We start from the raw sequence: 19,766 nt of genomic DNA, 5'->3' as shown, positions 1-19,766 counted from the left end.
CAAAATTTATTGTCATTCTTTATCACACACGAACACAAACACAAAACGCACCTTATACTCCCCTCTTGTGGTACACTAATTTATAGACATAGACTAAAAAATAAGGGGATGCTTATGATGCCAACGATTCATGCCGAAGGGTACCGCACCTTTCAAGTAAAAGAAGGAACAAAACTTGTTCTCGCGTTAGAAGATCATGGTGTTGACATTCTACACCGATGCGGAGGACAGGCCCGCTGCACAACATGTTTATGTGAGATCCAATCAGGCGATCCTGGCCCAATTAACGAAGCCGAAACGGCCATTCGAGAAAAAAAGGGCATTACAGACGAGTCTCTCCGATTGTCATGCCAGATTCGTGTCTCTTCTGATTTAACAGTAAAACCATTGCGTACAGCAACCAATGAACAAATGGATCCAGGAAAACGACCAGAAGAATAAAAAAGATGAACCCGGTCATGATCGGGTTCATCTTTTTTACACTATTGACTTTATGCTTCATGTTAATTCTACATATGCAAGTTCCTCCAATATATCAAATACCACATCAAAATATGGCAACTTTGACAGACGCTCACGATCGCCTATGATCACGATCGTTTCTTTTGCACGTGTCACTGCAACGTTAATCAAGTTCGGTTTTGCGACAATCCAATTCGCTGCACTTGTCTGGCACTCATCTGTCCCCACTACGAAGACAACAGTGTCTGCTTCTTTTCCTTGAAATGTGTGCACAGTCCCGATATTGTGTTGAATCCAATGATTTATTTCTTCAACGGGATGCCCTGATAGATGTGCGAGTGCTTCGTTCTTGTGACGTAACTTCTTTTTTATTTCCTCTTTCACAATTGGAAACGGCGTAATCACATATAAACTAGGTATCACTCCCTGCTCAAATGCCCCAAATACAAGCTTTTCCACCATTTGTCCTTGCTCCTCAATATACTGACCGCGCACCGCGCTACCAGTCACATTGACCCAACGGCTGTGAGGGGAATGTTTATCTGAAAAAAGGATCATCTTGTTTTCATAAGCAATTGTATTTGCAATTGTAAACATCGGGTCAGCACAACGCCGATGTACCCATAATGGCAGACCAATCCACTGCTCACCAATAAACGTTCCCATTGGATTCCCTAGATTGGCAACTAATTGTACAGAAGATGACGATGATATATACGCTTCTTCTACCTTATAAAGTGTGCGAATATCATGCAACAACGTCTCAGGCATTGTGACCACTGGCTCAATTTGCTTAGGGTCACCGACGATTACAGCATGTTTAGACCGATAAATCATCCCCGCAGCCGCTTGCGGAACTGCTTGACCCGCTTCATCAATAAACAAATCGCCAATCTCTTCTGCGCCTAACTCGCAAAACAAACGACCTGCCGAAGCAAACGTTGTCGATACGACTGGGATCATCAAAAACAACGTTTGCCAAGATGCCGATACAGCCTGACGCGCTACTTCCGTATTTAAATCAAATTGCTTGCGATTAAAATAAACCCGCATGTTGCGCTTTACACGATCTCTTGCCAAAAAGAGGAACACTTTGTGTACCTTTAGCGCCAGTAAAAAGGCTTGCGAGCGTAAATGATTGAGCTCTTCTGATAACCACGGCGCTGTTTTTTGGCGCTGCGCGTAACTACCTTCCCAATAATCATCATCAGGAATGATCACACCTTCTTTACGCAACCTTTTCAGCAACGCAGCCACATCATCCATCATTTCATTCCATTCATCGCGTTCCCGTTTCATTGCCTCTATTTCTTTCTCTAATTCAACCAACAATATATGTACTTCTCCCAATTCTCGTTCCAACACCGTTAGTTGTTGTTTCAACTCCGTCAACTTTGTTTTCCGCCCTATCCACTTCCCTTTTATCCGCGGCCAAAGTCCCTCCATCGACATCAACTTTATTGATGCTTTCGTCTCTGCTAATTCATGTGCAACTTGGATCATTCGCTGCTTTCGCACTGATAAATTGTGACCCATCTTTAAAAGTAACTCATTCACTTCTTTTTTCCGTTCCTGCAGCGCTTCATACCGACGCAACACATACGCACATTGTGCAAGCCGTGATTTCCGCTTCTCGATTTCTTCTGAAAGCAACAAAAACGCTTCCTTTGCTCTTTCCCAGTCTGTCAAATCATAAACTCCCTCATCAGCCAAATATGCGGCCATTGTTTTATGATCAGCGGCTTTATCATACCAAAAGGCTTGTGAAAAATTGTCGTTATTTTTTTTGTTCCCTAACGCAACAGAAAACAATCCCCACGATGAACCTGTCTCTACGCCACCAACCCCATCCGCCACGGAAGAAAAATAGTCGACCTCTGCCGCAAGATGCGCAATTTCTTGTTCACGCGCTTGCGATGCGGCATGTAATTTCTCATCCTTCTCTCGCACCACCGCTTTTCTGTTCGACAGCTCTGTAAAAATATTTTCGACCGCAGCATTGTTTGAAGAAGCGACAACCATGCTATAACCGGTAATGCTTGGATCAAGTTGAAAGGGATGGTGTGAAAAATTGGTTGTTTTTAGTACAGTGTCCATTGGTGTAAACGCATCCGCGGGATGTTGAAACGCCACCATGGCTTTTGCCCGCTCAAATACACGTGCGGCAAACACTTCTTTTAATAACATCGTTTTCCCTGTCCCCGGTGGTCCATTGACTGTATCTAGTGGCGATTCACCACTCAAAATGACGTTGACTGCTACCTGTTGCATTAGCGACAAGTGATGATGTGCCGGTGCCGGCCAGCGCGCTGGTGGCATTTTACCAGGGTCAATCCAATCTTCAAGCACTTCGCGGACTTCATTTACATCGGTACGCTGCTGACAGCCATTTAAGTACGCCAATAAAGCAGGAGGAAGCGCTTTCTTTTTTGATAACATTTGTAATTCCTCAGCAAAGAAGCTTTTCATCAGCAGTGCCGATGACCGTTTCGTTAGCTTCTCGATCCGACAATCAAATAAGTATCCTTGTTCTGCTTGGACAAATAAGTGTTCAGGGAATTGTAACGCATTGACGAGCACTGCTTTCATTTCCTTCACATGCGCTTCACCAAGATGTTTCCCATAAAACAATTGATTACAGAGAGCTTGCAGCTCCTTTTCTATTGTGTTGAAATAATCAATAAAATCATCGTAGCCTTTTTCTCCAACAAATGTCCTAAGTTTCCCTAAGAGCACGCTCATGTATGGCAATTGCAAACCATCACCCTGATATTGCCCATCAGGTGCAACATGAACCACCGCCATAAATTTTTTCTCGTCTGGCATCTGATAAAAAGTTTCGGTTGAAGCAAATGTGTCTCGAATAAATGTCATGACGCCTTTTAGTGGCATAATTCCAATGTAAATGCGATAACCCACAATGTTCTGATGATTTTCCGTTTTATTTTGTGTCCATGGCATTTCCTTTCCTTGTCGCAGTTTCAGCCTCTCTATAGAAGAACTTTTTTCATCTATAGACGGCATTTGAAGCAGCTCCGTTACCCACCATGCTTTAAGCACCCGCTGTTCATGGTTCATGCCATGCACCTCCCCTTTATGCTAGCTTATCAAAAAGCAAAGTGTAAAACAATATCATATATATATTATTTCTCCATAAACATACAAAAAAAGACGGGATCTCCCTCCCGCCTTCTATCATATCTTTACAGTTCTTCACCGTTTGTCGCAATAACTTGTTTGTACCAGTAAAAGCTATCTTTTTTCAATCTCTTTTTACTGCCGCGCCCGTAGTCATCCTGATCGACATAAATGAAACCATATCGCTTTGTCATCTCCGAAGTAGAAAAGCTAACTAAGTCAATCGGTCCCCACGTCGTGTAACCCCAAAGGTCTACGCCATCGACAATTGCTTCTTTCATTTGTTCAATATGGCTTTGTAAATAATTGATGCGATATGAGTCATGGACACGCCCGTCTTCGGTCACATGATCAACTGCCCCTAATCCATTTTCTACAATAAATAAAGGCATCTCGTAGCGCTCATAAAAGACATTTAACAATGTGCGTAAGCCAACCGGGTCAATTTGCCAACCCCATTCAGACTCCTCCAAGTGCGGGTTTTTCAACCCGGTTAACAGATTTCCTGCGGCGTGCTCGCCTTCTACCTCTTGGCGCGCAGCGACACCCGACATATAATAACTAAGCGAGATGAAATCAACCGTCCCGGCTTGCAAAATTTCCTCGTCTTCTGGCGATTTCTCTATTGTAATCTTATTTTCTCGGAAGAAACGTTTCATATACGTTGGATACTTCCCACGCACATGTACGTCCGTGAAGAAGAACGTATTACGCATCGATTCGTGTGTCGCAAAAACATCAGCAGGATGGGTACTTTGCGGATAATTGATCATGCCAATCACCATACAGCCAACCTTTGCACCGTCAACAATTTCATGACACGCTTTCGTCGCTTTCGCACTTGCAACAAGTTGATTGTGTGCTGCTTGATATTGAGCTTGAAGCAGTTTTCCATCTTCTACTTGATCACGCGTAAAACCGCCGCCAATATACGGCGCCATTAATAATGAATTGATCTCATTAAACGTCAACCAATATTTCACTTGGTCTTTGTAACGAGCAAACACTGTTTTGGCATAATGCGTAAACAAGTCAATGAGCTTACGGTTGAGCCAGCCACCATATGCTAATGTCAAATGGAGCGGCATTTCATAATGAGATAAGGTCACAAGTGGCTCCATCCCATTTGCACGTATCTCCGCAAACAATCGATCATAAAATTTTAACCCGGATTCGTTTGGTTCAGACTCTACACCAGTTGGAAAGATGCGCGCCCATGCAATTGAAACACGGAATGTTTTAAAACCCATTTCTTTCATTAAAGCCAAATCTGATTCGTACGTGTGGTAAAAATCAATGCCAAATCGCTTCGGAAACGTCCGTCCAGATTCCGTTTCTAGTGCATGTTTTATTTCATCAGAAGACGGGAACGGGATTTCCATGTTCGTCCGGTCTTCCGGTTTCACATACTCTACGACATCCGCTGTCGATAGCCCTTTTCCATCTACATCATAGTTTCCTTCAATTTGATTTGCTGACGTCGCGCCACCCCATAAAAAATTTGCCGGAAATGTCATTTCTACTCTCTCCTTTTTAGATCATAATTTCAACTAGACGATCATTGCCAGTGACTGTACCTGAATCTGCCGGAACAACATCCAAATACGCTTTACTATTGGTGACAACCACCACCGTTGTTGCGTCATACCCTGCTTTTTCAATCGCTTCGATGTCAAATGTTGCAAGTAACGTGCCTTGTTTCACGTGGGCCCCTTGTTTTACATGCGCTTGAAAGTGAGTGCCATCAAGTTGCACCGTGTCAATACCAATGTGCATTAACACTTCAACCCCATCGTCACTTTGTAAGCCATACGCATGATGTGTCGGAAACACCGTTTGCACGACCCCATCTGCCGGTGCAAATAATTTCCCTTCATGCGGTTTAATCCCGACACCTTCCCCTAAAGCACCACTTGAAAATGCTGCATCACTCACCTGTGATAATGGAACAACTTCCCCGTTTAAAGGGCTCGTTAACGTGTACGTTTTGTTTAATGACTCGGAAGGAGTTGCTTCTTTCTTTTGATCATTCTCTCCGGACACCATCCGGTCATTATAACCGAAAAGATAAGTCAAGAGAATCGCCAACACGAAAGCTACTGTAATTGCAACAATTAGGCCAGCAAAACCATCTGTGAAAAAGATCGGCAATGATGCCAAACCTGGTAACCCGGAAGCAATGGCCGCCGAACCAGACAGACCGACAATCCCACCACCAATGGCTCCGGCAATCGAACCCATTACGAAAGGTTTTTTATAGCGCAGGGTTACGCCATACACAGCTGGTTCCGTCACACCAAACAAACCAGAAAGAGATGCCGAGCCCGAGATTGCTTTTACTGATGTCACACGTGTCTTGAAAAATACGGCCAGCGCTGCACCCGCTTGTCCAAAAACAGCCGGCGCAATTAAGGCGGTAAGTGTGTCAGATCCAAATGCCGATAAGTTATTCATCATAATTGGCACTAATCCCCAGTGTAAACCAAAAATGACAAGCACTTGCCATACCGCACCAATAAAGACTCCGGCAACAATTGGACTTAATGCATATAAGAAACTATACCCGTCAGCGAGCCAACCACTCACCATTGAACCAAATGGTCCAAAAAGCAACAAAGTCAATGGAACGGTGACACTAATAAGAATCAGTGGTACGAAGAACAACCGCACACTCGACGGAATACGTGGCGTAATAAACTTTTGCAGATGACTTAACACATACACTGCTAAAATGATCGGAATCACCGACGTCGCATAACTTGCCAGGACAACCGGTATGCCAAGAAATGTCCAATTGACACCGGACTCGAAAGCATCAACAATTGTCGGATACAATAGTGCCCCAGCAACAACAACTGCTACGTATGGATCTGCCCCGAATTTCCGGGCCGAAGTGATTGCTAACAGGATTGGTAAAAAGTAAAACAAACTATCTGCACCAGCAAATAAAATATGATACGTCCCATCTGCCTCACTTAACCAACCAACCGCTTCAAAGATTAACAACAATCCTTTTAAAATCCCCGCCCCAGCTAAAACACCAAGAATCGGTGTGAAAATCGCTGAAATAATATCAATCGCCTTGCTTAATACATTCCCTTTTTCTTGCGGGAGCTCGTCTGTGTTTTCCGTTGGTGACATCATTTGTGTCAATTCCCGGTATACATCAGACACTTCATTACCGATCACAACTTGGAATTGTCCACCACTCTCGACAACTTGAATGACGCCTGTCAGTTGTTCAATCGTTTGTTTCACTGCTTTGTTCTTATCTTTCAATTTAAACCTTAACCGCGTCGCACAATGAACAACCGAAATGACATTCTCTTCTCCACCAACATGTGTGAGAATTGCTTGCGCCAATGTTTTTGGATCTTTCATCTTTTTCTCCTCCCTTTTCTTTTTCTACTTATGTCACCCTATTTTCACGAGACGCCACCCGGTGTAAATGAACGGTTAAATATACACGCTCATCTTTTGACACCGCGCGCCCAAACCGGTGCATAATGTAAGCACTCATTTTCGTACTTGTTTCGTATTCCACGGGGTATTTCCGCTTTACTTGCTCAAATAAGAAGTCATCCTCTTCTTCTGAAAGCATTTCGCCATGCACAATACGGTAAGCGAAGAAACGTAAATGCGTTAAGAAGCGATCGTAATTAATTGACGTCTCATCAAACGCCATCTTTAAATCGTACTTTGCAATTGTCAACAGTGTATCGACAATTTCGATTGCTTCAACCGTATCTGTCATGCGCGCATGTTCTTTTTGCGCATTGACGATGTGTAAGCTAATCGATGCTGCTTCACCAGTGTCTAGCCGCACCCCCGTCATCTCAGCAATAAAATCAAGGGCCTTTAAACCAATTTCAAATTCCTTGCGATAATATTTTTTCAGTTCCCACAGCAGTGTGTTTTTTAGCACCACTTGTTCCTGATGGCGTGTCACCGCAAAATAAAGATGGTCGGTTAATGCCACATATACATAATCATTAAGCGTCTCTCCGAGGGTCTCTTCTGCATAAGAAACAATCCGTTCTGCAATATGCAAATACACTTCAGGTACTTCTGCTAAAAGTCGCTCGAACTTGCGTGAGACCTCCACACTCGTTAACGAAAACGTCTTGTCGATCTTTTCAGCTTCTATTTCATCACCGTTCTTCTTACCGAAGGCAATTCCTTTGCCCATAACAACAAGTTCATGGTGAAGCTCGTCTTCTGTCAACACGACATTATTGTTAAGCACCTTTTTAATGATCACACGCTTTAACCTCCCTTCACGCTCCCTACCATAAAAGACACAAAAAAACCTAAGCTAAAATAGTACACACGTATCGTGCGACCATCCCAACTTAGGTTTTGCCTTTTTTCAAAGTTACAACCCTAATGATTGCGATTACATCGAGATTTATAAAGTACTGTGCATCCAGATCGAGTAAAACCCTTTCTCGATTGAACGCTTTCATTGTACATGCAAACGCTTTTTTTGTCAAATAGGTTTTTATTTCCATGTAGACGCAAAAAGAAAAAAGCGCTCCGATTGGAGCACTCTCCCCTACTTATGACATCGATCCATCTAACGCTTGACGCAAGTCTGCAATCAAGTCATCTGTATCCTCAATCCCGACAGAAATCCGGACAAGTCCATCCGTGATCCCTAATTCCAACCGCCGTTCGCGCGGAATAGACGCATGTGTCATTTGCGCTGGGATACTAATTAAGCTCTCGACTGCACCAAGGCTCTCTGCGAGCGTAAAGTAGCGCGTTTGCTTCACGACATGCTCCGCACGCGCTTTACTGCCGACATCAAACGAGATCATCCCGCCAAACCCAGTGGCTTGCTTTTGGTGTAACTTATGCCCCGGATGTGTTTGTAAGCCCGGGTAATACACGGACACCACATCGCTACGCTCATTTAAAAATGACGCTAACGCTTTGGTGCTCTTCTCTGTCTGATCCATCCGTAACCCTAATGTCTTAATCCCCCGGATAAGCAACCACGAATCTTGTGGTCCGAGTACCGCACCGACTGAGTTTTGAATGAAGTGAATATCTTTTTTTAGTTGTTCTGAGTTCACAACAAGCAACCCAGCGACGACATCACTATGCCCACCTATATACTTTGTCGCGCTATGCAGCACAATATCAGCACCGAGCGCAATTGGATTTTGGAAATACGGTGTACTAAACGTATTATCTACGACAAACAATAAGTCGTGACTTGCGGCAATCTCTTTCATTTCCTGCAAATTGGTGACTTTTAATAACGGATTTGTTGGTGTTTCAATATAAATTGCCTTCGTATTTTCACGAATAGCCGCGCGCACAAGTGCCGCATTACTCGTATCTACAAACGTCACGTCAATGTTCATACGTTGCAAAATGGACGTCAATAAACGGTACGTCCCGCCGTACACGTCATCGGTAATCACAAGATGATCCCCGCTTTTAAATAACTGTGTAACAGCAGAAATGGCTGCCATCCCTGAAGCGAAAGCAAAGCCAGCATGACCACCTTCTAAATCAGCAATTAACGCTTCCAAAGCTGTTCGCGTCGGATTCCCCGTGCGCGAATATTCATATGTGAAATTGCCGACGCCGTCTTGTTTATAGGTACTCACTTGATAAATTGGCGTTGAAACCGCCCCTGTCGTCTCATCACCAAAAATACCGCCATGAATGAGCTGTGTCTTTTTTTGCAATATATCTCACCTCTCTAAAAATGATTGCTGCTAATGTATCGTTCACTACTATCAGGAAAAATGGTCACAATTTTTTGCCCTGGTGGGCCGTTCTCTGCTTCTTTCAGTGCCGCTGCAAACGCGGCACCTGAAGAACCTGCCACAAGTAACCCTTCCTTCTCCGCTAATAACTGAGCATACTTAAATGCCTCTTCATCTAAAATTGTATGAATACCATCAAAAAGTTTTGTATCTACATAATCAGGAATAAACTCCATGCCGATCCCTTCTGTACGGTGTGGCCCGACCTCGCCCCCGTTCAAGATCGACCCCTCTGGCTCAACGATAACCGTACGTACATTTGGCGCATGCTCGCGAAAATATGTGGCGCAACCCGTAAACGTCCCCGCTGATCCTGCACCAGCAACAAACGTATCAAACGTCGGCAAATCTCGCAAAATCTCTGGTGCCATCGTTTCATAATACGTTTTCGGATTCGCCGCATTGGCAAATTGTGCTGGGGAATAAGCGTCAGGTGTCTCTTGTACAAGCCGCTCTGCTTCTGCGATTGCACCTTTCATCCCCTGCTCTGTCGGTGTGTTTACGACTGTCGCCCCAAGCAAGCGCATTAATGTTTGCTTTTCTTGACTAAACTTCTTTGGCACAACACAAATGACAGATACCGATGTTCCTTTTGTCGCAAGCGCCAAGCCAATCCCTGTATTCCCAGCTGTCGGCTCAATGAGTGTGCCTGTCTCCGTAATTTTCCCGCGTGCAAGCGCGTCATTTAGCAATGATACACCAAGACGGTCTTTCACACTCCCACCTGGATGCAGAAACTCTAACTTCGCATAAATCGTCGCTTCATTTGGCACGTTGATCCGACTGATCTCAAAAAGCGGCGTCTCGCCAATTAAAGATTGAATTCGTTTATAAATCAATGCTTGATCCCACCTTTTCGCTCAACATCATGGTGCTCTCTTTATTTTACCACTCCCATGATATTATTCCGAGCACAAACCCTTTCCACCTTACGCCTGCTTTTGTGCCGTCATCACCCATACAAACGTGTTCATTTGTGTAAAGGAAGTTTCAAATCCTGCCTCTGAAAAGATACGTGTCATTGTCTCTACAGTTGGGTAATATTCTGTTTGTAAATCTTCAGCTAATCGTTCATAACCACGTGCACGCGCATCTTTAATTTGTTCTTCATGGTGTTGTTTACTCGCAAACATCGTGTCGGCAAACACAACCTTGCCACCTGGATGTAATAATGCTGCATATGAACGCGCTGCTTGCGATTTCTCTTTATCTGTTAAATGATGAAAAGCGTAGCTGGACACAACCGCATCGACAGTTTCTTCTGGAGAGGAAAAGTGGAGAAAATCACCCGTCTGCACGAAAACAGGTGCTAACTTTTCTTGCGCGATCTTTCGCATATTCTTTGATGGCTCAATCGCCGTCAAACGCACACCTTTTTCAAGTAATTTCAATGACAAGTTCCCAGTTCCTACACCAAACTCAACTACATGCCCGTCTACTGCATCCACAACAGCTTGCAAAATTTCATCATATCGCTCAAACACATGTTTATACTCTGGATGAACACCTGCAACGGTTTCGTCGTATGTGTCTGCCCACTCATCAAACAATTGATCAAATTCCCTTCCCATGAAAAACACCTCTCTCAACCACAAAGTTAATTAAACCTACGTGTTTACTATGCTTTTATTATAGTATCACATCCCGAAGAATGCGACAACAATTTAGTACCAACAAAAAAAAGGACGACCTCCCTTGAAAAGAGTGGTCATCCTTGAACTTTCTATGGTTGATCTAGCGTAACAATTGGTCGCAACTCACCCGTCGTATACGTAAACGACGTTGGATAAACATTGGCTGTTGAAGTGTTTAATTTCTCTGCCAAATTAGCCATGGCGCGTGTCAATTTTTCTCCTGGAACAACCGTATATACTTCTTCTTTTTGATAAATGGCTACGCGGTAATCATCATATGGGTAAGAAGCAGGTTTTGCTGGGAACGTATCTGTTACGGTATTGGTCGTTTGATTTGTAATCGTGGTCGTCGTACTAAATTTTTGCGAAATATTCCCAGAGATTTTACCGGTCACGCCGTCAAGCGTTGCGCCCACCTCTGCGCCAACAGAATAAGCAAACTCTTTTGTGTTCGCTGTACTCACACCATGTGTTTCTGTCAATGTCCATTGGTGCTGCGTTGATCTCGGCTGGAGTCGATTATAAATTCGTTTCCAGCGAATCTCCTGTTTAAACTCGGTGCCGTCTAACACATCGTCTGTAAACCCAAGTTCTTTATACGCCTGTGCTTGGGGATTCCCCATCGGCGCAAGCCCTGATCCATCAATATCAATGTATAATACACCATTTTTTAATTTTAAAGCATTCGTTCCATTCGTATTCAATTCAATCATATCCGTAGCAGTCATCGGTGCCGTTTTCGTTTGAACAGTCACATACTGCGCTGGCTCTTTATAAGGATCTTTGTCTGGCTGAGGATAATAAGTACTGTCGTTCAATTGCGCCGATAAATCCACTTCTACCCCGTCTCGAAATAATGTCCCGGGTGCATCTGTCGCCGCAAAAGAAGTCGTAGGTGCAAAGAGTAAAGCTGTACTTAACAAACAAGCAGATGCCACTTTCGTAAAACGAACTGTTCTCTTTTTGTTCATTGAATAGCCCTCCTAGATGAATAAGATCATGACACAACTGAGAAACTTTTCTAAAATTCTTTCTTGTCTACTATTCAGTTTTCAAAGAGCGACTGATTGATAGTGCTCGTGGAACTTACAGTTAATGTACTGCAGATGCGAGAGCTTGTCAAACATTTTTTGGTATAAAAGTTGATAGATGGATTTATATGTGTCTATTTAATGATGAAAAGATTAGTTCTTGACAAACTGTATATCATCGCGATATTATAAGCTCACATACTAAACATTTAGTATTAAACGGTTAGTATGTGAGCCTAAAGGAGGGAAAACATATGACACGTACAATGGTACTTGGAATATTAAAATCCAGCGGCCCTATGTCAGGGTATGAAATCCAACAAATGATGGAGTCATCACAAACAGATGAGTGGGCTTATATAAAACCAGCCTCTATCTATCACGCCTTAAAGAAGCTCCAAGAAGAAGGAAAAGTTGTGTTAGAAAAAGTTGAGAAAACAGGACTACGCACAAAATCTATTTTTAACATTACTGAAGACGGCGAGTTAGAGCTAAGGCAACTGCTCATTCAATCATTTTCGCGTTCCTCGGTTGTTTTCCCAGCCCATCTGTATACAGCGTTGACTTTTATGCGTGATCTTGAACAAGATGAAATCATAGCATCTTTACACAAACAAAAGGAAGCCATTACGGAGATCTATCACAACATGAAGAATGGCTACGAACAAAAAAAACAGGTGCTAAATTCAATTCCACCTGAAGTAGGGCTCATTTTCGAAAATATGTATGATCAATGTGAACTTCAATTGCAATTTATAGATACACTATCCAAATTCCTCGAGGAGGAGGTCTAAAAATGAAACGCTTTAACTCCAAGAAAGCCGTGCTATTGGTCGTTCTGTTAGCAATTTTCACTGACATGCTCATGTACGGTTTGGTCGTTCCGTTCTTACCTATTTATGCCGCAAATCTAGGTGCTTCTGAGGCAGCTGTTGGGTTATTGCTTGCTAGTTATGGCGCTAGTTTATTTATTGGGACACCTATTGCTGGATTCCTAGCCGACCGGTTCGGGAGTAAACAGATGCTCATCTGGGGGTTACTTGGTCTTGCTATCGCAACGCTTGTCTTTATCTTTGCGACGAGTTTTTGGTTAATTGTGGTCGCTCGCCTACTTCAAGGCTTCGCAGCCGCCATTCCGTGGACAGCAGGACTAGCACTGTTAGCAAAAACTTTCCCACAGGCAGAACAAGGCAAAGCAATGGGACTCGCCATATCTGGTCAATCTGCTGGTATGCTCTTAGGCCCCACTGTTGGTGGATGGCTCTTTGATATCGGTGGATTTCAGCTTCCTTTTATGATTTTGTCAGCTATTATTTTCATCGTTGCCCTTTTGAGTATGTTTCTTTTACGACATGTTAAAGAAAAGACAGCATCGAGCTTTACATCGCCGTTTGTTGTGTTACGTAACAAAAACGTCCTCATCATTGTCGGAGCTGCAGCAATAGGAGCCAGTGTCATCGCAAGTCTTGAAACAAGGATGCCCTTCCACTATGATACGGTCTTTGCCACATCGGCTGCCGGTATCGGACTCCTCTTCCTCGTCATTACATTAACACTTGGCGCTTTTTCTCCTATCATCGGCGCGTTGTCTACAAAATTAGGAGAACTGAAAACAATGATGGCTGGCCTTATCCTTACATCCATCACACTGCCCTTAACTGTACTGCCAAAATCTATGTTTCTGCAAGTGATTACACTCATTTTATTAGGAATCAGCATCGTTACCCTCACCGTACCAGCACTCCCAAAGTTAACAGCCATTACGCTGAAAATAGATGCAGTTTCGCAGGGCACAACAATGTCTGCCTATAACACTGCCTATTCCACGGGATTGATACTCGGTCCGCTTGTCTCTAGCTTACTTGTTGGACCCTTTGGGTTAATGATGACTTTTTGTATAATGAGTATTTCTCTTCTCGTATACTTGTGGCCTTTGACTATTGTACAGAGAAAGGGAACTAGCTGACCATGCTAATATACTGTTGCTACATAAAAACATTGTATATTTCAAACGTATCATTTAACAAAGGTCACCGTAAATATCCTGTTTCAAGAAAATGATCTCACCATCACATGTGCATTTTTCCATGATCTATGTTCGTTCTGCTTTCCCGAAGGTGATCGCGGTCATAAATCCAGCAAACAGGGAGAGAATACAAATGATTCCGTACAGGAGTGAATGAGGCATACCCACCGGAAAAATCACAACGACTGAGCCGGCAACAAGACCGAGCATGACTGCATACGTCGCTTGTGTGTATGTGTTAAAAAAGAAGCGACAGACACGACTCGTAATGAGAACACCCGCACAAACCCCAAGACCAATCGTGACAATGACAGGGATGTGGACATGCTTCAGTGCAGTAGTGGCTGTACTGTATTGGCCGAGTACTAACATAATTAAAGCGCCACTCACACCCGGCAGCACGAGCGCTGTGCTTGCAAGCCAGCCTGCAACGAATAAAAATAAGTATGAAGAAAAGCTAAGATTAACGAGCACATTTGTAGTTTGTTCGATGCTCGCAGTATGTGTCATATCTGCAATTGGATCATGAAAGAAACGTAGCATCGCCACAAGTGCAAAAGAAAGCAAGATCAGTAGAAAATGAGAAAGACGGAATGATGTATTTGTTTGGGCGCGCCCTGAACGCCATAAAAAAGGTAAGATCCCGATAATCAATCCAACAAAGAGATACAGTAGTGGCACTGGATGATGCTCTTTTAAGTAGTCGATAAGATGGCTAAACAATAGCAAAGCACAAACCATACCGATACTAAGAGGAATGAGAAATCCCAAGGCGCGTTTCCAGTTCCTCGTTGTTAATTCGCTCAGTGATTGTAATAAACGTTCGTATATTCCCATAAACATGGCAATCGTGCTGCCACTTACACCGGGGACAAGTTCGGTAATCCCCATAGCAATACCGCGGAAAATATTTAACCAAGTAAAAATGATAAGAACCTCCAATATCATAACGTATAAAAAGTATCCTATTAATCAAATCATAGTCCATGGTAACATGCAAGTTAAATCTGCTTTCAGGATGTGACTTCATGTTTGGTGTCAACTGGACAGGGACATACTCATACTCATCCCCACCTTACAGACCCCCACCTTACCATCGTCAGACAGCCATATTCCTCTTTCATCCTAAAACACCCGAAAGTGTTGATAAATCAATGCTTTTGGGTGTTGTTTTTTGAACGAATTTCCTTGGTTATCCTCTTTTAATTTGCTTTTCGGCACCAGAAATGGCACTAGGTAATCTTATCAACACCGCTACCGTTAAACGACTCCTTCGTGCAATAATGTCTTTGCCACATACAAATCACAATAAAAACATAATTTTCAGTTATATAATCCCTAAAAAAAGATGACACCGGTTCGCACCCCCTACCGGAATCACATTATAGCTACCAAGAACTTATTAAACTGGTTACTTTATAGAATACTGCCCATGCTAAACTAACTTCTACTCTTTTAACAGGCATACATGGTAATCCTGTTGAATCTCGTTTAAAAGTGATAAAATTATAAAAAACACCCCCAAAATTTTCATTGGAGAAGATGCACATGCGCTCAAAAACTAGACTAATCGATCTTACTGGAAAACAGTTTGAACAATGGTCAGTGATAGAAGAAGCGCCTCGTCGCAAGAATATACGTTATTGGCTATGTAAGTGTTCATGTGGCACAACAAAAGCAGTCGCCCAAAGAACACTTATAAATGGAACGAGCAAATCTTGTGGCTGTCACGCAAAAAAATCCGGACAGAAGTTAGGCAGAAAATGTTTGGATCTCACCGGTCATACTTTTGGCTCTTTGACTGTTTTAAAGAAAGTAGATATGCAAAGTTGGAGCAGGTATTGGCTATGCAAATGTATTTGTGGCAAGGAAGTAACTGTTTCACACTACAAACTTGTCAACAACTCTAGCAAGTCTTGCAACTGCGACCAACCAAAAGGATGGAAAAGGATAAACATTACTGGGCACACTTACGATCAATTAACTGTGTTAAAAGAAGCTGAATCGCGTTACGAGGAACGTTTTTGGTTATGTCAATGCAGTTGCGGCACAACGAAAGTGATTGCACAGCGACATCTTAGATCAGGGAAAGTCCAATCATGTGGGTGTAAAAAGAAACGAAAGTCTCTCTTAAAAGAACCTTCTAGTCATATCGACAGACCTTCAACACTTTCGGGGCAAGTATATGGAGAACTAACTGTCCTCAAGAAAGCCCCAAAACGCCATGGTAAGCGTTACTGGTTGTGCAAATGCTCATGTGGAGCAGAAAAAGAAATTAGACAATATTCCCTTAAAAAAGGACTTACTGAGTCGTGTGGGTGCCTAGCTAAAGGGAAACGGAAGAAGAATTATGTACTCCTTCCCGGACAGCAGTTTAATTATTGGACCGTTCTTGAAGAGTCACCACGGAAAAACAAGTATCGTTACTGGAGATGCAAGTGCGCATGCGGGACAGAAAAGAATGTCGCACAAAGATCACTTACTAGTGGAGCTAGTAAGTCATGTGGCTGTCAGTCAAAACTAACCAAGAACCGTGGCAAAGACCTTACTGGGCAACACATCCACGATTGGACAGTGATAGAAGAAGCGCCTAGACGGTATAAACTACGCTACTGGAGGTGCCGATGCTTATGTGGAACAGAAAAAGACGTCGCACAACATTCGCTGGTTACCGGTCAGAGTAAGTCGTGTGGTTGTCGATCAAAAAGAGACAGTTAAAAGCGGTGAGGCGGCCGCTTTTAACTGTCTTAAAGGCAGATGCGCGAGTAATATCACTTCTCATAACCTGCGATCTCCTAGGTGTCATCTTTTTCCTCTAGTTTCTTTAAAAAAATCTCTTTTCTCTTCGGATATACCTTCCGCATAAGAAAAAGTATCCATAGTTCAAATAGGAAAAGAGCACCTAATGCAAACGCCGTAACAAAAAGCATCCATGGCAGCGGCACATTGCTCACCCCAGCGAGCCATACAAACCACCCAAGAAATATTATTATAGATACCAGGACAACAGGAAGCATCATAATAATTACAAAAAGCATATTTTGCCACAGTAGACCAAAATAAATTGATCGCTTTCCCCACTTTTTCTCGGCTTTGATCTTCTTATAAAAAAAGAGTATTTCTGTCTTTCTATCTTTTAGCGTCTCTATAAATATACGAACCATCTTCATAATTGCATCTGACTTTGAGCTACTCGTTGAAAAAAAAGGTGAGCAAAACCGCTGTTATGGTTCTACTCACAGCGCCCATTTCATTCAAGCCAAAATTACCTCCTTATCCGCTTTTTAAATCAAACGTATCTAGTGCAACGTATTTAGGAAGAAAATAAACACAAACAGAAGAATAAACAAAGGTGTCATTACAATAGCTAATGCCAACAAAGCCTTCCATACAGAAAATTTATGGGCCTCAGCTATCGTCTGAAGATGAATTACAACAATCCACGGAAATATCAATAGATAATATGCCCAGATCAATAACATAGAAACCAGTTCGTTGTTTCCAACCATTAACATAAGAGGCGTCAGCACCACACCAGTAACAACAGCGGGTTTACAATAGCCGTTTATAAATGTGAGACCTATATCCCGCTCACTTCCTTTCCCCCCTAACCAATAACCAACCCACTTCACACCTTTTGCATAGAAGTACAAGGTAACTGGCCCTGAAGCGATACCTCCCCAAAAAGCCCTCACTATCTCCGCCTCAAAGGTCAAGGGGTCTACTCTAGGAACAATATAATTCATCATCATTCCTAGCATAGCTAACGAAACAACCGCGACTGCACGATCCTGGGAATCTTTTTTTGCTAATTCCTGTTTCATCACTACTCGCGGATTTATCCACACACGCCACCACGAATTCCAATTCTTTTTCATAGTATATCCTTCTCTCTTAAACTGCGAGATGATCACTATTATACTCTCCTCGCAACATCCCGACAGACACAACTCAAAAGTATTCTCCAAATGGCTATTTTGTACTATTCGCAGTATAATATAACAACCTAATGCATGACGTCTTCCTCTAACGAACGCTCATATGCTTCCCGCTGTTTGTTTAGCTTATAAGACACCGCATATATCCCGACAAAAATGATACCACTCAAGGCCCAACCTAAAATCGTGCGGAAAAGCACCAACTTGTTGTACTCTTCAACTCCTTTTTCATACAAATAAATACGCGCCTTCTTCCTTTTCGCATATATTTCGACCTCACAATGATAATCTGTTCTACAAATTATTAAAACCCCCTCCCCAATGTGAATTTACATCGACACTAGGCAGGGCGTAAAAAATCCTATTCTTATGGAGCAAACCCATCTAAATAGCTGTCTTGCATCACCTCGTATGATCCACCTGGATTGCGCCATACGCGTACTTTTATGTCTGTTGGTGGGAGTAGATCATCCTTACTAATTGCTTGATAACGTTCTGCTTGTAACTCTAAATTACGTTTCACAAAGGATTCCTCGTCCTTGATTTTTCCGTTCTGTTGTTCTTGTTGGATTTGTTCTACCATTTCCCATTCAAGGCTCGTAAAATCAATGCCACGTACCGTCAAAAGCACTTCAATATCCTTATCATCAATCGCCCGTGCTTCTACGATTTCATATTCAGTATGAGAAATCGCTGCTAAAAAGCCATCCGCTACTTTTTCAATCTCATCCTCAAGCTGTTCTGAACTGATGTCCATACCATCTATTGGACCCGAGGTGTTTTGCTCGTAAACCACTTTAAAAGTGTCACGCTCGGATATACCCTTCCCTTTATTTTCTTCTTCTGAACCTGGCGCGCGCTTTGCATATTCTTCTGCATTTTGAAAGACTGTCGCTTGGATCATCGCATCAAGGTAATCGGCAGCTTCTTGTTCATATTGCGCTTGTTCTTCCTCGCTCCATTCTGATACACGCGTTTCTTCGGATAAGAAGGAAGGCTTTTCAATCTCGCCAACATCATCATTGTACTTGACGTGCTTGTACTCATAGACCTTGTCTACTTCCACTGTCTCATTTCGACCTGAGTCTTTTATGGTATAAGCGTTCCTCATGTTTACGGTCTGAACCAAGTACGTATCTTTATCAATTTCCCATTCCGCGCCGAATTCAGCCAATAATACTTCTTGCTCACCTATATCTCTATCTAGCTCACTAGCCATTGCTTCAGAATACTTTGATAGGGCGTTGCTCATAACCTTCATTTGTGCATCTTCATCCCCATTATATGTTAATACAAAGGACTCGTCTGTTTCTTTCATATCAAATAGTGAATAAAAGTCTTCATCCAAGGACTTAAAGTGCGCAAATGAATTTTTGCTTTGCTTTTCCCTATTGTCCATTTGCACGCTCAACATGATCTGTTGATCCCTTTGTAAATTCGGTGTTCCCGCAACAATCAAACCTTCTTCATCACGATACAACAGCTCTGCATCATCATAATCAATAGAGATAATTCCCGCTTCAAAGTCATACATTTCAATCGCGTGACGTTCATTTCCCTGGTTTTTTTCACGCTCCATCAGTTGAATTTCTACAGCCGTCACTTCTTCATGAGCCTTTTCCGCGCGCTCCAGCACCTCTGTTGCTGTAAGCGATTTCTCTTCCTTCGTCACTTCTTCTGTCTTATCATTACAAGCCACAAGTAAGAAAGCACTTGCAAGACCAATCCAATATTTTTTCATTGATTTTCCCCTT

The 19,766-nt window shown here is 42.7% G+C and carries 15 protein-coding genes; 3 read left to right on the top strand and 12 right to left on the bottom strand.

Annotated elements, in window-relative coordinates; translation table 11 throughout:
- Window positions 1–117 precede the first annotated feature (117 nt).
- On the top strand, window positions 118–441 hold the full coding sequence (locus tag NSQ26_RS14295; protein ID WP_499718664.1) for a 2Fe-2S iron-sulfur cluster-binding protein: 324 nt from the start codon (window positions 118–120) through the stop codon (window positions 439–441).
- Between the two features lie 57 nt (window positions 442–498).
- Here NSQ26_RS14295 and NSQ26_RS14290 read toward each other — a convergent pair whose 3' ends face one another.
- From NSQ26_RS14290 to NSQ26_RS14255, 8 genes are all read right to left on the bottom strand, one after another.
- Window positions 499–3,540 (bottom strand): DEAD/DEAH box helicase, encoded by a 3,042-nt coding sequence (locus tag NSQ26_RS14290; RefSeq protein ID WP_499718663.1) that lies wholly within the window; start codon window positions 3,538–3,540, stop codon window positions 499–501.
- A 125-nt stretch (window positions 3,541–3,665) separates the two neighbouring features.
- On the bottom strand, window positions 3,666–5,117 hold the full coding sequence (locus NSQ26_RS14285) for a glycoside hydrolase family 1 protein (protein ID WP_499718662.1): 1,452 nt from the start codon (window positions 5,115–5,117) through the stop codon (window positions 3,666–3,668).
- 16 nt (window positions 5,118–5,133) lie between these two features.
- Window positions 5,134–6,981 carry a beta-glucoside-specific PTS transporter subunit IIABC gene (locus NSQ26_RS14280; protein ID WP_499718661.1) on the bottom strand — a complete coding sequence of 616 codons (1,848 nt, stop codon included), beginning with the start codon at window positions 6,979–6,981 and terminating at the stop codon, window positions 5,134–5,136.
- Between the two features lie 28 nt (window positions 6,982–7,009).
- The gene (licT, locus tag NSQ26_RS14275) at window positions 7,010–7,861 is read right to left on the bottom strand and encodes a BglG family transcription antiterminator LicT (RefSeq protein WP_499718660.1); all 852 of its coding nucleotides are present in this window, start codon (window positions 7,859–7,861) and stop codon (window positions 7,010–7,012) included.
- Window positions 7,862–8,159: 298 nt separating this feature from the next.
- Window positions 8,160–9,302, bottom strand: coding sequence for a bifunctional cystathionine gamma-lyase/homocysteine desulfhydrase (locus NSQ26_RS14270; RefSeq protein ID WP_499718659.1), 1,143 nt, complete (start codon window positions 9,300–9,302; stop codon window positions 8,160–8,162).
- A gap of 14 nt (window positions 9,303–9,316) precedes the next feature.
- Window positions 9,317–10,222, bottom strand: coding sequence for a PLP-dependent cysteine synthase family protein (locus NSQ26_RS14265; RefSeq protein ID WP_499718658.1), 906 nt, complete (start codon window positions 10,220–10,222; stop codon window positions 9,317–9,319).
- A gap of 90 nt (window positions 10,223–10,312) precedes the next feature.
- Window positions 10,313–10,954 carry a class I SAM-dependent DNA methyltransferase gene (locus NSQ26_RS14260; protein WP_499718657.1) on the bottom strand — a complete coding sequence of 214 codons (642 nt, stop codon included), beginning with the start codon at window positions 10,952–10,954 and terminating at the stop codon, window positions 10,313–10,315.
- A gap of 152 nt (window positions 10,955–11,106) precedes the next feature.
- Window positions 11,107–11,988: a hypothetical protein gene (locus tag NSQ26_RS14255; RefSeq protein WP_499718656.1), complete on the bottom strand. Its 882-nt coding sequence runs from the start codon at window positions 11,986–11,988 to the stop codon at window positions 11,107–11,109.
- A gap of 314 nt (window positions 11,989–12,302) precedes the next feature.
- Here NSQ26_RS14255 and NSQ26_RS14250 point away from each other — a divergent pair, with 314 nt between their 5' ends.
- A complete protein-coding gene (locus tag NSQ26_RS14250; RefSeq protein WP_499718655.1) occupies window positions 12,303–12,842 on the top strand; it encodes a PadR family transcriptional regulator in 540 nt (179 codons plus the stop codon).
- 2 nt (window positions 12,843–12,844) lie between these two features.
- Window positions 12,845–14,014, top strand: coding sequence for an MFS transporter (locus tag NSQ26_RS14245; RefSeq protein WP_499718654.1), 1,170 nt, complete (start codon window positions 12,845–12,847; stop codon window positions 14,012–14,014).
- A gap of 126 nt (window positions 14,015–14,140) precedes the next feature.
- Here NSQ26_RS14245 and NSQ26_RS14240 read toward each other — a convergent pair whose 3' ends face one another.
- From NSQ26_RS14240 to NSQ26_RS14225, 4 genes are all read right to left on the bottom strand, one after another.
- Entirely contained in the window at window positions 14,141–15,022 is an 882-nt protein-coding gene (locus tag NSQ26_RS14240) for a DUF368 domain-containing protein (protein WP_499718653.1), read from the bottom strand.
- A gap of 2,351 nt (window positions 15,023–17,373) precedes the next feature.
- Window positions 17,374–17,952: a YIP1 family protein gene (locus tag NSQ26_RS14235; protein ID WP_499718652.1), complete on the bottom strand. Its 579-nt coding sequence runs from the start codon at window positions 17,950–17,952 to the stop codon at window positions 17,374–17,376.
- A 128-nt stretch (window positions 17,953–18,080) separates the two neighbouring features.
- On the bottom strand, window positions 18,081–18,248 hold the full coding sequence (locus tag NSQ26_RS14230) for a hypothetical protein (RefSeq protein WP_499718651.1): 168 nt from the start codon (window positions 18,246–18,248) through the stop codon (window positions 18,081–18,083).
- 131 nt (window positions 18,249–18,379) lie between these two features.
- Complete coding sequence (locus NSQ26_RS14225) at window positions 18,380–19,753, bottom strand: DUF6612 family protein (RefSeq protein WP_499718650.1); 1,374 nt, start codon at window positions 19,751–19,753, stop codon at window positions 18,380–18,382.
- Window positions 19,754–19,766 lie beyond the last annotated feature (13 nt).

The sequence above is a fragment of the Bacillus sp. FSL W7-1360 genome, from assembly GCF_038592975.1.
GTDB lineage: Bacteria > Bacillota > Bacilli > Bacillales > Bacillaceae_D > Shouchella > Shouchella lonarensis.
Note: the sequence above shows the minus strand (reverse complement) of the source record. Positions and strands in the feature narration are given on the sequence as shown.